The sequence below is a fragment of the Duncaniella sp. B8 genome (assembly GCF_005304985.1).
Classification (GTDB): Bacteria; Bacteroidota; Bacteroidia; order Bacteroidales; family Muribaculaceae; genus Duncaniella; species Duncaniella muris.
The window spans coordinates 1195824-1209406 of the sequence record NZ_CP040121.1 but is presented as its reverse complement, the minus strand read 5'-3'; the positions used below and the strand labels follow the sequence as shown (position 1 = coordinate 1209406).

The 13583-nt window shown below is 55.7% G+C and carries 11 protein-coding genes; 4 read left to right on the top strand and 7 right to left on the bottom strand.

From position 1 onward, the window contains the following. Nucleotides 1-2: 2 nt before the first annotated feature. The 7 genes from FDZ78_RS05365 to FDZ78_RS05335 form a co-directional block, all read right to left on the bottom strand. A complete protein-coding gene (locus FDZ78_RS05365) occupies nucleotides 3-539 on the bottom strand; it encodes an SPOR domain-containing protein (RefSeq protein WP_136408175.1) in 537 nt (178 codons plus the stop codon). Between the two features lie 72 nt (nucleotides 540-611). After that, nucleotides 612-1814 (bottom strand): threonine ammonia-lyase, encoded by a 1203-nt coding sequence (ilvA, locus tag FDZ78_RS05360; RefSeq protein ID WP_107032231.1) that lies wholly within the window; start codon nucleotides 1812-1814, stop codon nucleotides 612-614. Between the two features lie 199 nt (nucleotides 1815-2013). Further along, complete coding sequence (gene trxA / locus FDZ78_RS05355) at nucleotides 2014-2322, bottom strand: thioredoxin (protein ID WP_136408174.1); 309 nt, start codon at nucleotides 2320-2322, stop codon at nucleotides 2014-2016. Between the two features lie 138 nt (nucleotides 2323-2460). Continuing rightward, entirely contained in the window at nucleotides 2461-3222 is a 762-nt protein-coding gene (locus FDZ78_RS05350) for a biotin--[acetyl-CoA-carboxylase] ligase (protein ID WP_136408173.1), read from the bottom strand. Between the two features lie 21 nt (nucleotides 3223-3243). Further along, nucleotides 3244-3681, bottom strand: a complete 438-nt coding sequence (gene tsaE / locus FDZ78_RS05345; RefSeq protein WP_107032234.1) for a tRNA (adenosine(37)-N6)-threonylcarbamoyltransferase complex ATPase subunit type 1 TsaE — start codon at nucleotides 3679-3681, stop codon at nucleotides 3244-3246. A gap of 40 nt (nucleotides 3682-3721) precedes the next feature. Next, the gene (locus tag FDZ78_RS05340) at nucleotides 3722-5269 is read right to left on the bottom strand and encodes a bifunctional response regulator/alkaline phosphatase family protein (RefSeq protein WP_123397949.1); all 1548 of its coding nucleotides are present in this window, start codon (nucleotides 5267-5269) and stop codon (nucleotides 3722-3724) included. A gap of 42 nt (nucleotides 5270-5311) precedes the next feature. Next, complete coding sequence (locus tag FDZ78_RS05335; protein ID WP_205746911.1) at nucleotides 5312-8431, bottom strand: tetratricopeptide repeat protein; 3120 nt, start codon at nucleotides 8429-8431, stop codon at nucleotides 5312-5314. A gap of 408 nt (nucleotides 8432-8839) precedes the next feature. Between FDZ78_RS05335 and FDZ78_RS05330 the strand changes: the two genes are divergently transcribed. The 4 genes from FDZ78_RS05330 to FDZ78_RS05315 all read left to right on the top strand — a co-directional run bounded on the left by FDZ78_RS05330 (nucleotide 8840) and on the right by FDZ78_RS05315 (nucleotide 13530). Further along, a complete protein-coding gene (locus FDZ78_RS05330; RefSeq protein ID WP_136408172.1) occupies nucleotides 8840-9052 on the top strand; it encodes a hypothetical protein in 213 nt (70 codons plus the stop codon). 570 nt (nucleotides 9053-9622) lie between these two features. Further along, nucleotides 9623-10777 carry a putative sugar nucleotidyl transferase gene (locus FDZ78_RS05325; RefSeq protein ID WP_123397950.1) on the top strand — a complete coding sequence of 385 codons (1155 nt, stop codon included), beginning with the start codon at nucleotides 9623-9625 and terminating at the stop codon, nucleotides 10775-10777. A gap of 5 nt (nucleotides 10778-10782) precedes the next feature. Then, a complete protein-coding gene (locus tag FDZ78_RS05320) occupies nucleotides 10783-11982 on the top strand; it encodes a pyridoxal phosphate-dependent aminotransferase (protein WP_107032237.1) in 1200 nt (399 codons plus the stop codon). Nucleotides 11983-12276: 294 nt separating this feature from the next. Beyond that, a complete protein-coding gene (locus FDZ78_RS05315) occupies nucleotides 12277-13530 on the top strand; it encodes a peptidase U32 family protein (RefSeq protein WP_123397951.1) in 1254 nt (417 codons plus the stop codon). Nucleotides 13531-13583 lie beyond the last annotated feature (53 nt).

The following is a 13583-nucleotide window of genomic DNA, read 5'->3' as shown; positions in this document are numbered from 1 at the left end:
CGTTATCTTGCCAGATGGGCCGGGCGGAGAATGAAGGGCAGGGGAGAGCGGAGCACTATCGACTTGTCGGTCTTCACCTTTTCAAGAGCCGTGGCGGCTTCCTGAGGGGTCTGGCAGGTGGCCGTGCAGACGTAGTAGAGCGGTTCGCGGGTGTGGATTATGAATGCGTCGGGATAGCCGTTGGCTTGCAGGCGCGCACGCATTTCGCGGGCGTTGAACTTTTGTTTGAACTGCCCGACTGCCACGTTGTAGCGCTTGAGCATCTCGCGTGAGGCACCTCCGTTTTCCGTATAGCCTACATATTCTGTGCGCATGGGCAGAGTGTCTGATCCGGCTATCAGATCAGAGGTCTGCGCGCTGTTGCGTATGCGGGCATAGATTGTCGAATCCACCCCTGAAGCCTCACGGTTTTTGGCAACCGCCGTCTCATAGGCCTGACGGTAGTTGCTTTCACTGGTCTTGCAGCTGACGGTCAGAAGAGTGGCTGTCAGTGCGGCGACAACGGGCAGAAGCCGCATGAATTTGAAGCGTCGATACATAATGGCAGTGAGTGTGTTGTACGGATGAGCTTATATATTATATATGTATAAGGTGGATTCGGAACCGATTGTTCAGACCACGTGGTAGCCTGCGGTGGAGAGGGCTTTGCGCAGGATCTCGATGTGTTCGTTGTTGCGGGTCTCGACTTCGACGCGGATCAGACAGCCGTTGATGGATGTCATGTGGGAGTTGCGTTCGTGGGTGACGGAGATGATGTTGGCTCCGTTTTCGCCGAGCACACGGCAGACTCCTGAAAGCTGTCCGGGCTGGTCGGTGAGGTCGAGAGTCAGGGTGCAGTTGCGTCCGCTCTTGACAAGGCCGCGGGTGATGACGCGGTTGAGGATGGTCACGTCGATATTGCCGCCTGAAACCACGCAGACGGTCTTCTTGCCCTGGATGGGGACTTTGTTGAACATGGCTGCGGCTACCGATACGGCTCCTGCTCCTTCCGAAACGAGCTTCTGCTGCTCGATCAGGGCAAGGATGGCGGCTGCGATCTCGTCTTCGCTGACGGTCACGATCTCGTCGACATATTTGCTGCAGAAGTCAAAGGTGTTGACTCCTGGTTCCTTGACTGCGATACCGTCGGCTATGGTCGCCACCTTGTCAAGACGCTCGCGTTCGCCGGCCTTGACCGAGCGGTACATCGAGGGAGCGCCTTCGGCCTGGACTCCGTAGACTTTCACGTCGGGTTTGAGCTGCTTGAGCGCGAAAGCTATGCCGGCTATCAGACCGCCGCCGCCGATGGGCACGATGACGGCTTCCACGTCAGGCATCTCTTCAAGAATTTCGAGGCCGATGGTGCCTTGGCCTGCTATGACCTTGAGGTCGTCGAAGGGATGTATGAGTGTGTAGTTGTGTTCTTTCTGAAGTTCGAGCGCTTTCTGATAGGCGTCGTCATAAACTCCGGGCACAAGGCAGACTTCGGCGCCGAGACGCTTTGTGGCTTCGATCTTTGAGATCGGCGCTCCGGCGGGGAGGCAGATGATTGACTTGATGCCGTTGCGGGTGGCCGCGAGTGCCACTCCCTGCGCATGGTTGCCGGCCGAGCAGGCTATCACGCCGTGGGCTTTTTCCTCAGGGGTCAGCTGGGAGATCTTGTAGTAGGCTCCGCGGAGTTTGAAGGCTCCGGTGTGCTGGAGGTTTTCAGGCTTGAGGTAGACTTCTGCCTCAGGATTGATATTCGGCACCCCGATCAGGCGCGGATGACGTGCTACGTCGCGCAACACCTGGGCCGCGCGGTAGATTTCGGAAATTTCAAGTGTTTCAGCCATGATGAATGTTTTTAAACTATATAAGCACAAATTTATGAAATCCCGAACTATCTTCCAAAATAAAATTTCTGTGCGGGGCTGTCCATGAAAAAATCCCTCCGTCATGGCCTGTGGGGTGCATGGCGGAGGGACGAGAGATTTTACGGAAGCTTAAAATTGTTTTCTTTGGCAGCCGCTTGAGGAGGTGTGAAGGCCGGGGCTATTTGCCCGGTTCTTCCTGGATGCGGAGTTTGTCTTCGAGTATTTCAAGCTGCTGAAGACCTGATGCGCGCCACTGTGGCTCTCCGTTTTTGAAGATGATGAGTGTAGGCACACTTATGATCTGGTATTTGGCTGCGAGGTCGGGATTGCGGTCAACGTCGATCTTTACGATGTTGGCTGCGTCGCCTACCTTGTTTTTAAGCTGTTCGAGGATGGGACCCTGCATTTTGCACGGGCCGCACCATGTGGCGAAGAAGTCGACGAGTGTTGGCTTGCTGCTGCCGATTATTTCATTGAAATCGTTCATAGTTAAGGCGTATTATAAAGGTGTTGAGTGAAAAATTCAGTTCGATGCCTTTATAACGCGCCCGGTCGGGAGTTGGTTTGCTTGCAGGTGGCGGGGGAGTTCCCAATAAAAGTTAACAAATATTGGCCGGCACCGCGCTTACGGCATTGGCTGAAGGCAGGCTGCCACTTCCTTGAATGCGAAGCTGCGGGTCTGCCCGGCGTCACCGTCAGCTTCAGGCCGCAGGGCGAGGGTGATTATGCCGTCAGGAGCCACCGAGGCTATCCGCGCCATGATCTGCTCGCCGCGCAGGCAGTCGGTGTAGGGCCAGTAGCCCTCACGGCGCCAGAGCAGGCTGAAATAGCGCTTCTGCAGGTCATCGGAGGCTGATGAGATGCGGGCCGTCTCACCGATGATCCGGGTGATGATCTCCTCGGTCAGTGGGCGTAGCGGATAGGTGAGGCCTGTCAGCATGGAGAGCGATACGGGGTTCGGGGCGTCGGAGCGGAATTCGGTCTGGTTGACGTTGATTCCCATGCCTACTATGCAGTGGTTGATGCCGTTGGCTGTGATCGAGTTTTCAATGAGGATGCCACAGATCTTTCTGTCGGCCACATAGATGTCATTTGGCCATTTGATTCTGACCTCCATGCCGGGCAGATGGCGTGCGAGCACATCGGCGATGGCTACCGAGACGGCCTGAGAGATCAGAAACTGGCGCGAGGGGTGAAGTCCGGCGGGTCTGAGCAGCAGCGACATGGTGATGTTCTTGCCCGGCTCGGCTTCCCAGCTGTTGCCGCGCTGACCGCGCCCTGCAGTCTGACGGTGGCAGACCACCGTTAGTCCGTCGGGACTTTCGCGGGCTATGGCTGCGAGATAGCTGTTGGTCGAGGCTGTCTCTTCAAGCTCTATTATCTCCATGATGAGGCTTTGGGTTCAGTGTCAGGCTTCGGCGGGATTGTCGATGGTCAGGCAGCGGCCTCCGTCAGGGAGAACGTCGATTTTGACTCTGACGGTATCGTCGGGCAGGATGTCGTCGATGCGGTCGGGCCATTCGATGAGGCAGAGTGCGCCTGAGTCGAGATAGTCTTCCACGCCGATGTCGAAAGCCTGTTCGAGCGACTCGATGCGGTAGAGGTCGAAGTGGTAGATCAGCTCGGCTGTTGTATCGGAGCGATATTCGTTGATGATCGAGAATGTAGGCGATCCTGTCGGGTCTTCCTCCACACCGAGCGCGCGGCAGAGGGCGTTGATGAAAGTTGTTTTTCCGGCGCCCATCTCACCCTCGAAGGTGTAGACCGTGGCGTCGTCCATAAGGCTTAGAAACTCCTGAGCGGCCTGCGGAAGGGCTTCGACGGAGGGAATCATTATCTTTTTCATGCGGTAAGTGACTTTTATTGTAAGTGACTTTTGTTTGATTCTATTTGGCTGTCAGAGTGATGATCGGGATGAGCATTTCTTCGGGCGAGATGCCGCCGTGCTGGAAGGTCCCGTCATAGTACTGCACATAGTAGTTGTAGTTGTTGGGATAGGCGAAGAAGTCGCGCCCGGTGGCGAAGATGTAGGTCGACGATACGTTTGGCGCGGGCAGCCCCAGACGGCCCGGTTGCTTGACCTCATAGACCTGGCGGGCGTTGTAGGCGAGGTTTTTGCCTATCTTGTAGCGGAGGTTGGTGTTGGTGTTCTTGTCGCCGACAACCTTGACGGGGTTGTCCACGCGCACGGTGCCGTGGTCGGTGGTGAGGACTATCTTGTAGCCCTTGGCGGCTATGCGTCGGAATATCTCGATGGCCGGCGAGTGGCGGAACCATGATTCGGAGAGCGACCGGTAGGCGGCGTTGTTGGCGGCAAGCTCGCGGATCATGCGTGACTCGGTGCGGGCGTGGGAGAGCATGTCGATGAAGTTGAACACTATGACGTTCAGATCGTTGTCAAGCAGATTGGAGAACTCGCGGAGGAGTTTCTCGCCTGCGGCCGAGTCGTTGATCTTGGTGTAGGAGAATCTGCACTGGCGGCGATAGCGTTCGAACTGGGTGGCTATCATGGGCGATTCGTTGAGATTTTTGCCTTCCGGGGAGTCTTCGTCGACCCACAGGTCGGGAAACATCCGCTCGATGTCGACCGGCATCAGCCCGGAGAAAATGGCGTTGCGGGCATACTGTGTGGCGGTCGGGAGTATGGAGCAGTAGAGTTCCTCGCTGAAGTTGAAGGTGTCGGCAAGCAGGGGCTTGACTGCGGCCCACTGGTCGAGGCGGAAGTTGTCGATCAGTATGAAAAACACCTTTTCGCCGGTGTCGAGCAGGGGGAACACCCGGTTTTTGAAGATGTCGGGCGACATCATGGGGCGGCCGGGCGTGTTCTTGTCGGCGATCCATGAGGCGTAGTTGTTTTTGATGAATTTGGCGAAGGCTGTGCCTGCGTCTTTCCGCTGCATGTCAAGCAGTTCGTCCATCTGTGTGTCGGCGGCCGAGAGTTGCATCTCCCAGTGGACCAGAAGACGGTAGAGGTTCATCCAGTCGGTGATCGATGAAGCCGAGTCGATCATCGACGAGATCCGCGAGAATTCCTGGCGGTAGTCGCTGCCGGTCTGGGTGGAGACGAGGCGGTCTGAGTGGAGGTTTTTCTTGATCGAGAGCAGTATCTGGTTGGGGTTTACCGGCTTGATGAGGTAGTCGGCAATCTTGTTGCCTACGGCCTGGTCCATGATGTTTTCTTCCTCGCTTTTGGTGATCATGATCACCGGTATGTGGGGCGAGGTGAGTTTTATGCGCTGGAGGGTTTCGAGTCCGGTCAGGCCGGGCATGTTCTCGTCAAGGATGATGAGGTCGAAGTTCTGTTGTCCGGCAAGCTCAAGGGCGTCGGCGCCGCTGCATGCGGTGACCACTTCATAGCCTTTGCCTTTGAGGAACATTATGTGGGGTTTGAGGAGGTCGATCTCGTCGTCGGCCCAGAGTATGGTTGATGGCATTCTGCTGTCGGTTGGGGTTGGTTATGGGGTTTTGGTGGAGGGTCAGTCTTCATCGCCTTCGCTGCCGAGGGGATAGTCAGGGTAGACCGGAGGCGAGGTTGGCTTTTTGGGCGGGGCGGGAGTTTTGGGAGAGCTGGGAGTTTTGGGAGTTTTGGGAGTGCTGGGGAGGCTGGGGGATTGGGGCTTTTGGGGCGCTTTTGGCTCTGCGGGGCTTGTTTGTGTAGGCTCTGCTGTAGTAGGCTTTGCTGTAGCAGGCTCTGCGGGGGCTTCAGGGGTCTCCGTGTTTGGTTCGGGGGTGTACATTTCAGATGCTGCCGGATATTCTTCGGGTGGCAGGACTGATTCATGGGTCTCGCGGACGCTTTCTTCGCCGATGAAGCGGAAGTAGTCGTCAAACGATCCGCCTCCCTGGAGCAGTTTCTCGAAGTTGCTCTTGCTTATCTGCACGGGGCGCACTCCTTCGGGTATGATGACACCGCGGTCCTGGCTGAGCAGCGAGCGGTAGTGGTTGAGCTCGGCTTCATTGCTGAATCCCTTGACGAGGAGAAGGCCGAGCTGCCCGAAGTTCATGACTTCGAGGTCGAAGTCGCGCACCATGTAGGTGGTGAAGTTGTGGCGGGCCACATCGAAGAGCAGCTGGTTGGGCGAGATCTGCGAGGTGGAGAAGAGCAACACCAGATAGTGGGGCTCTTCCGGTGCGAGCGTGAAGTCAAGATCGGCGGCTTCGCCGTCAAGCAGGGTCGAGTCGTTGGTCAGGCGGATATCCCAGATCATGCTGCGCATGTTGGAGGTGCCGCTGTGGAGTTTCCGGCCCTGGGCAAGGCCTTTGAGATATGACGAGGCCATCGGGGTCATGTCGGTTTCCGGATAGCGTTCGAGCAGTTCCCTGAGGGTGGTGCCGAATTCTTCGGGCTTGTTTTCGGTGACGTAGGCCAGGGCGTGGAGAAACATGAACTTCGGCATGAGCGGCGAGAGGGGATAGTCGCGCGCCATTGTCTCGTAGGCCTGATGGACCTGCGGGTTGCGGTCGGCGAGATAGTCGCTGTAGGCGTTCTCATAAAGTTCTTCCTGGCGGGCGAGCATGGAGCGCAGCTTGTCGATATAGTTCGGGTCGGCCATTGCCTGGGCATATTTTGAGTCGGGAAATTCGCTGAGTATGAGCTGGCGGTAGCGCTCGGCCTCGGCCTGACGGTCGCGGCGCACGTTCATCAGATACTGATTGTAGTAGATGTCGAGGCGGTAGACGTTGTCAGGGTAGCTGTTCATCAGCCGGCGCCATTCCTCATCGGCCGCATCGAAGTCTTCGAGCTTGTCTTTGAGTATGAGTCCGGAATTGTAGAGCCCTTCCTGGATCACCTCGCCGGCAGTGGTTTTCTCCACATCGGTCTTGGGAATCTGGCGCAGGTAATACTCGCGGTGGTGCGGGTCGTTGGCCTTTGCTTCCTGCTCTTTGTCGGCCTTGTCGGCTGAGGAGTCGTCGGCTTCGTCGGCTCCGCTGTCGGGGTCTGCGTCTGACTCGTCGCCGTCACCGCTGAAATCGTCCATGCTGAATGACGATTTGTTGCGCCGGCGCCAGTCGTTTTCGAGCTTACGCGAGCCCCAGCGGCGCTGGAAGTCGGTGCGTCCGGCATTGCGGGTGGCCGTGTTGTAGAAGTACCACGACTTGTCGGTGTTGAGCGTAAACGTGGTCGGTGCCGAAGCCGAACTGTTGTTGAGGTTCGAGCCGAGGGCTTCCTGCTGAGCGAGATACTCCTCGCGCTTGGCCGCCTCGGCTTCTTCTTTTTCTTTCTTTTTGAGGTCGGATATGATTTTGTCGATCACGGCTAACTGCTGCTCTTCCGGCATGGCTGCCAGACGCAGCAGTGAGTCGTTGAGAGTCACGTTCTGAGAGTAAACAGCAAGTTCGTCGAGCACGTCTGACCGGCGTTGCAGGCGGGCCAGATCGGGGTAATTGTCGGGCAACTGCGGGACGGCTTCGGCATAGCATGGCTGTGCGAGGTCATAGCGGTGGCGGTCGAAGTAGAGACCGCCGAGCGTCACCTGCGAGATGGCCTTCTCGATGCCTCCGCGGGTCGACTTTTCGGCTGCAAGCACATAGTTGGCTATTGCATTGGCGGTGTCGCGCCGCGAGAGATAGAGATTGCCTATGGCATAATAGATCTGGTCGAGATACTCCTTGTTGCGGTCATAGCGGGTCATGCGCTGCAGGGCCTTGACCTCAGGGCTTATGTCGGCCCCCTGAAACACCTCGCTCTGCTTGATGCGGGCGTTGAACTTGGTGCGGTATGAGGCTCCGGCCGATTTTCCGGCCTTGCGGTAGGCCTCGTAGGCCGCCGATGCATCGCCCTCGGCGCTGTAGAGCTGGCCAAGGAGGAATCTGAGGCGTGTTTTCTGCGGACCCTTGGCATATCCGATAGCCTCGCGCAGCATGGGGATGGCCTTGGCGTTGTCATGGGAGCGCACGTAGAAATCGGCATATGTGAAACTGTAAAGCTCTTTCAGCCTGCTGCTTGTCAGCTGATCGGGCTTGATGCGCACCAGTATGGTCTCGGCTTCGAAGAGCCAGTCAAGAGCGCAGTAGCTCCGGGCCTGCCAGAGCTTGGCTTCGGTAACGGTCTCTGGGAGCCAGCCGAAGTGCTTGGCTATATAATAGAAGGTGGAAGCCGCGCCGAGGAAGTCGCCGTTGAAATACTGGCTGCGCCCCATCATCATCCAGGCGTTGTGGAGGAAGGGGTTATACTCGTCGCGTTTGAGCCATTTCTTGTATTCCGGATCATTGCTGTGGCCCGGTTTGCGGCGCGGGCGCTTCTTGATGCTGTGGAGCTGTATGGCCTTCTGCGCCTTTTCGATCGAGCGGGTGAAAGAGCCTGACGGCTGCGGGGCCTTGGGGTTGGAATAGGCCTCGACAGGGTGCATCAGCACCTGGGCCGAATAGTCGTCCTCATAGGCGCGCTCCATCTCCTTGAGCGTCTCCTTGAAATGCTCGTCGCCGTTGAAATAGACATTGTAGCGGGTGATGAAAGCCTGATAGTTACGGGTGGCCGCGGTGTTTTTCTTAGGCGAACAAGCCGAAAAGGCCGCGACAAGCGCCACGACCGCCACGAGAAGCCCGGCCCTTAACAGCCCGCGCATCCTCCACACTGTTGCCTCTGAAAATATCATTATATATATTATAGTAACGCGCCCGCGCGCGGAATATTGCTTCACCGTAACAGTCTGTCTGCCCCGAAAGAGCAGGGGGGTGTATAAAAAAATTGTCCGCTGCCCCTTTCTATCAAGGAGCAACAGGACTAAAGCCAAAAGGCGTCATTGAATCGAAATAGATTCCTTTCGGTGATGAAAGGAAACTATCCCTTTCCAATAATGTAGAGATTATATCATACTTACACTTACACCAAGTTGGTCACTTGCCGTTGCGTCGTCGCGACGAGACCGCTCAGTGCAGTTGCCTTTGTCCTTAGTCTCAAAAAGTGAATTTAATGCGTAAAATTTTTTATCAGTCCAAGGATTGCAACCGATTTGGTGTTTCTTTTCAAGTGCAAAGGTAAAAAGTTTTTCGGAGCAGGAATAATGAAAAAACATCTGTTAAGATTTTTTAACCGTCCGGGCCGGCCAAATATTTATGCCGGTTTGTCTGATAAGCAACTAATCTCTATCTTTGCAATGCAAAACCTGCTTTTGGGCGGGTCAGGAGATTACATCACCTCGGCAATTCGGCCGGTTGCGCCTCCGGAGGGAGGGCGATGGCTGAAAGTGATGGGACGGCTCTTCTCCGTTGAATGACAGCAGTTTGAAACACCAAGTTCTGTATCCCGTCTGACAGAATCCTGAATATGTGATTAAGCCCCCGTTTCCGCGGGCTTTTGCGTATCGGATTCTTATTGTCGGGAAACAGGTGAAACCGCTTGGCCGTCAGAGGAATCTGCAATAAGACCGTAAGCACAGGCTTTAATCGCATAAAAACAGAACGACATGCAATTTAAACCTGACTTACTATATATAATAACCCGGTCTCTTCCACTATAGAATTAAAGAACTTCAGGAGACAATCGCCCTGACTGACTGCCAAGCTGTTTGTCAGGGTTGCTTTTTATGGCTGAGAGGGGGGAGACGGCCTGACGGCAGCTTCCGCAGCCGGTCCGGATGGGCGTCCGGAGGACGCAGATTTACTCGTAGCCCGTGACACCGCATTATCGCACTCTTTCGGCGGCCGGGAGTTATATCTTTGCAGAAGTTCCGATGATCCTGCCCCGTCTGCAGCCGCAAAAGATTGTTGGCCGATGGTGCCATTTGTCTGAAAAATTTAGTATTTTTGCAGAAAGTAATAGATTAAAACAAGAATACAATCCGGATATGAAAAATATAATACTCTTCGACCCGGTCGAAGCACGTGCGGGGCTGCTTCCCCTCACCCTTACCCGCCCTGTGGCACTGCTGCGCCACGGCATCACCACTCTGTCGGAAAAATGGCAGAAAGCCATCCCCGGCACCTATTCCTACAGCACCCAGGACTATCTGTCTGCAAAATATCCCATGATAGAGGCCGCCGACGGCGACAACCTCTTCATTGCCGGCAATCTCCACCCTGATCAGGAACTTGTGGAAGCCATTCTCTCGCTCGAACCCGGCGAAGCCCTGACTCAGGGCGCCGCCATCATAGCCCGCCGCGGCAACGGCGAACCGCAGAAAACCAAGGCCTATGAAGGCAATCCGCTTGCCCTCAACCACGTCTGGGACATCTTCATGCTCAACGACGAAGCCCTGCGCCGCGACTTCGCCTGCCTGACTGCCGGACGCGAGTCGCAACCCCTGAGCGATACATGCCGTCTGATCGGCGATCCCTCGCAGCTCTTCATCGAAGAGGGAGCCACGGTAGAGGGTGCGATCATCAACGTGACCAAAGGCCCGGTCTATGTGGGCCGCGACGCCGAAATCATGGAAGGCGCATGTCTGCGCGGCCCGATAGCCCTTTGCGAACATGCCGTGGTCAACATGGGCGGCAAGATCTACGGCGCCACAACCCTCGGCCCATACTGCAAAGTGGGCGGCGAACTCAACAACGTGGTAATGACCGGATACTCAAACAAAGCACATGACGGATTCCTCGGCAACGCCGTGATCGGCGAATGGTGTAACCTCGGAGCAGGCTGCACCGCCTCGAATCTCAAGAATACCTATGCCCCTGTCAGAGTCTGGAGCATGGCGGAAAACTCTTTCATCAAGACCGACCTGCAGTTCTGCGGCCTGATAATGGGCGACCACTCGAAGGCCGGCATCAACACGATGTTCAACACCGCCACGGTTGTCGGCGTAGGCGTGAACTTCTACGGAGCCGGTTTCCCGCGCACGTTCATACCCTCGTTCACCGAGGGGTCTACTCTCGGCATGAAGCCTGTGATCATGGATCGCTTCTTTGACACCGCCACCCGCATGATGGCGCGCCGACACAAGGAGCTGACCCCTGTCGACAAGGAAATTTTTATCACCATCAACGAAAACACCCTCTGAAGCCTATGCCAAAAGTTTCCGAACGCGGCACTCTGATGCCTGCATCGCCGATCAGACGTCTTGCCCCTCTGGCAAATGATGCCAAAGCACGTGGAATCAAGGTCTATCATCTCAACATAGGCCAGCCCGATGTACCGACTCCTCCTGAGGGTCTTGAAGCTCTGAAAAATATTGACCGCAAGGTGCTTGAATACAGTCCCTCGGCCGGACTCATGTCGCTCCGCGAAAAACTTCGTGAATACTACCACCGCTTCAGTATTGACGTGGATGTCGATGACATCATCGTCACAACCGGTGGTTCCGAGGCTGTGCTCTTCGCCTTCATGGCCTGTCTCGATCCCGGCGACGAGATCATTGTTCCCGAACCCGCCTATGCCAACTACATGGCCTTCGCCATTTCAGCCGGTGCGAAGATCGTCACCGTTCCATCGAACATCGACCAGGGCTTTGCGCTTCCGGCGGTTGAAAAATTCGAGGAACTGATCACCCCGCGCACCAAAGGCATACTCATCTGCAATCCAAACAACCCGACCGGCTATCTCTACACCATGAAAGAGATGCTCCAGATCCGCGATCTGGTCAAGAAATATGACCTCTTCCTCTTCTCTGACGAAGTTTACCGCGAATTCTGCTACACCGGTGCCCCTTACATCTCGGCCTTCCATCTGCCGGGAATAGAGGAGCAGGTGGTGCTGGTCGACTCTGTGTCCAAGCGCTACAACGAATGCGGCATCCGCGTCGGCGCGCTCATCACCAAGCATCCTGAACTCAAAACAAACGTCATGAAGTTCTGCCAGGCGCGTCTCAGCCCGCCTCTGCTTGGCCAGATCGTGGCCGAAGCCTCGATCGACACCACGCCTGACTACATGCTCGCCACATATAATGAATATGTGGAGCGCCGCAAGTTCCTCATCGATGAGATCAATAAGATACCCGGCTGCTACACCCCGATACCGATGGGCGCATTCTACACCGTGGTCAAACTCCCGGTTGACAATGCCGATGACTTCTGCCAGTGGTGTCTGAGAGACTTCGATCTCAACGGCGAGACCATCTTCATGGCCCCAGCCTCAGGCTTCTACACCACTCCCGGCATGGGCCACGATGAAGTCCGCATGGCCTACGTGCTCAACAAGGCTGACCTCGCCCGCGCCATGAAGATCCTTTCCGAAGCTCTCAAGGCCTATCCCGGCCGCACCATCTGACGCTCCACTCTTCTGAGCGCTGAAAGTCACCGGTGCATAACGATAACATAATCAAGGCTCTTTCATTTAACTTTGATGCTACAATGCGCCACTGTTAATCAAGTAGTTATATGTAGCAGTTACGCAATGGCTGTATTAATCTCATTTTGGATAAAAGGGTTAATGACTTTTAACTAACTATCAGTCATGCACTTTGAAAATTCCAAGCATTTTTAAATGAAAGAGCCGTGCGGAGAGCCTTGGCTGTGCTATGCAGTTTGTATTTTTTTGCGTTTTGTAGTACCTTTGCAGAATATGAACAGAAAGGATTTTGAAATAATGGCTCCCGTCGGGAGCTACGAGTCGCTCCACGCCGCTATCGAGGCCGGAGCCGATGCCATATATTTCGGTGTCGAAGGGCTGAACATGCGCTCACGCTCATCGGTCAACTTCACGCTTGACGACCTGCGCAACATTGCCTCCATCTGTGACCGGGCCGGAGTCAAGACCTATCTCACGGTCAATACGATCATCTATGACAACGAACTCGACAAGATGCGCGCCGTCATCGAGGCCGTGCGCGACAGCGGAATCTCAGCCATCATAGCCAGTGACATCGCCGCCATCAGCTATGCCCGAAGCATCGGAGTGGAGGTCCACATCTCCACACAGCTCAATGTCACAAACATCGAAGCCGTACGCTTCTTCGCGCAATATGCCGACGTGGTGGTGCTTGCCCGCGAACTTAATCTCGACCAGGTCAAGGCCATCCATGACGCCATCGAGCGCGAGGACATCCGCGGACCCCACGGGCAGAGAGTGCGCATCGAAATGTTCTGCCACGGAGCGCTCTGCATGGCCGTTTCAGGCAAATGCTATCTCAGCCTCCACGAGATGAACTCAAGCGCCAACCGCGGAGCCTGTACTCAGATATGCCGTCGCGGCTACACCGTCACCGACCGCGAGACTGGCGACGAACTTGCCGTGGAAAACAAATACATCATGTCGCCTAAGGATCTGAAGACCATTCACTTCCTCAACAAGATGATCGACGCGGGAGTCAGAGTGTTCAAGATCGAAGGCCGCGCCCGCGGTCCAGAGTATGTCAAAATCGCCGTTCAGGCCTACTCGGAAGCCATTGAGGCCATCTGCCGCGGCGAGTTCACCGAAGACCGCATAGCCCGCTGGGACGAAGAACTCTCCAAGATCTTCAACCGCGGTTTCTGGAACGGCTACTATCTCGGCCAGCGCCTCGGCGAATGGTCGGCCAAATACGGCTCGTCGGCCACCCGCGTAAAGCGCTATCTGGCCAAAGGTGTGCGCTATTTCCCGAAACTCGGAGTAGGGGAGTTCCTGATGGAAGGCGGCGAACTCCATGTGGGCGACGAGGTGGTAATCACCGGAACCGACACCGGAGCAATCATCATGACTGTCGAGGAACTTCGTCTGGACTACGACCCCGTGCCCGTGGTGAAGAAAGGCCAGAGTTTCTCCATCAAGGTGCCGCGCAAAATCCGTCCCTCCGATCGCCTCTACATCTGGGAAGAGACCGCCCTGACAAAAAACTGAGCATCCTTCTGATTGAACCCATGAAACCTGTATAAAACAATTATACCTAAAGT

Bases quoted from the DNA above. Each gene is read 5' to 3' on its own strand.
- FDZ78_RS05320 (WP_107032237.1), top strand. From the start codon at position 10,783: ATGCCAAAAGTTTCCGAACGCGGCACTCTGATGCCTGCATCGCCGATC.
- FDZ78_RS05330 (WP_136408172.1), top strand. From the start codon at position 8,840: ATGAAAAAACATCTGTTAAGATTTTTTAACCGTCCGGGCCGGCCAAAT.
- FDZ78_RS05325 (WP_123397950.1), top strand. From the start codon at position 9,623: ATGAAAAATATAATACTCTTCGACCCGGTCGAAGCACGTGCGGGGCTG.
- FDZ78_RS05340 (WP_123397949.1), bottom strand. From the start codon at position 5,269: ATGCCATCAACCATACTCTGGGCCGACGACGAGATCGACCTCCTCAAA.
- FDZ78_RS05315 (WP_123397951.1), top strand. From the start codon at position 12,277: ATGAACAGAAAGGATTTTGAAATAATGGCTCCCGTCGGGAGCTACGAG.
- FDZ78_RS05350 (WP_136408173.1), bottom strand. From the start codon at position 3,222: ATGGAGATAATAGAGCTTGAAGAGACAGCCTCGACCAACAGCTATCTC.
- ilvA (WP_107032231.1), bottom strand. From the start codon at position 1,814: ATGGCTGAAACACTTGAAATTTCCGAAATCTACCGCGCGGCCCAGGTG.
- trxA (WP_136408174.1), bottom strand. From the start codon at position 2,322: ATGAACGATTTCAATGAAATAATCGGCAGCAGCAAGCCAACACTCGTC.
- FDZ78_RS05365 (WP_136408175.1), bottom strand. From the start codon at position 539: ATGTATCGACGCTTCAAATTCATGCGGCTTCTGCCCGTTGTCGCCGCA.
- tsaE (WP_107032234.1), bottom strand. From the start codon at position 3,681: ATGAAAAAGATAATGATTCCCTCCGTCGAAGCCCTTCCGCAGGCCGCT.
- FDZ78_RS05335 (WP_205746911.1), bottom strand. From the start codon at position 8,431: ATGATATTTTCAGAGGCAACAGTGTGGAGGATGCGCGGGCTGTTAAGG.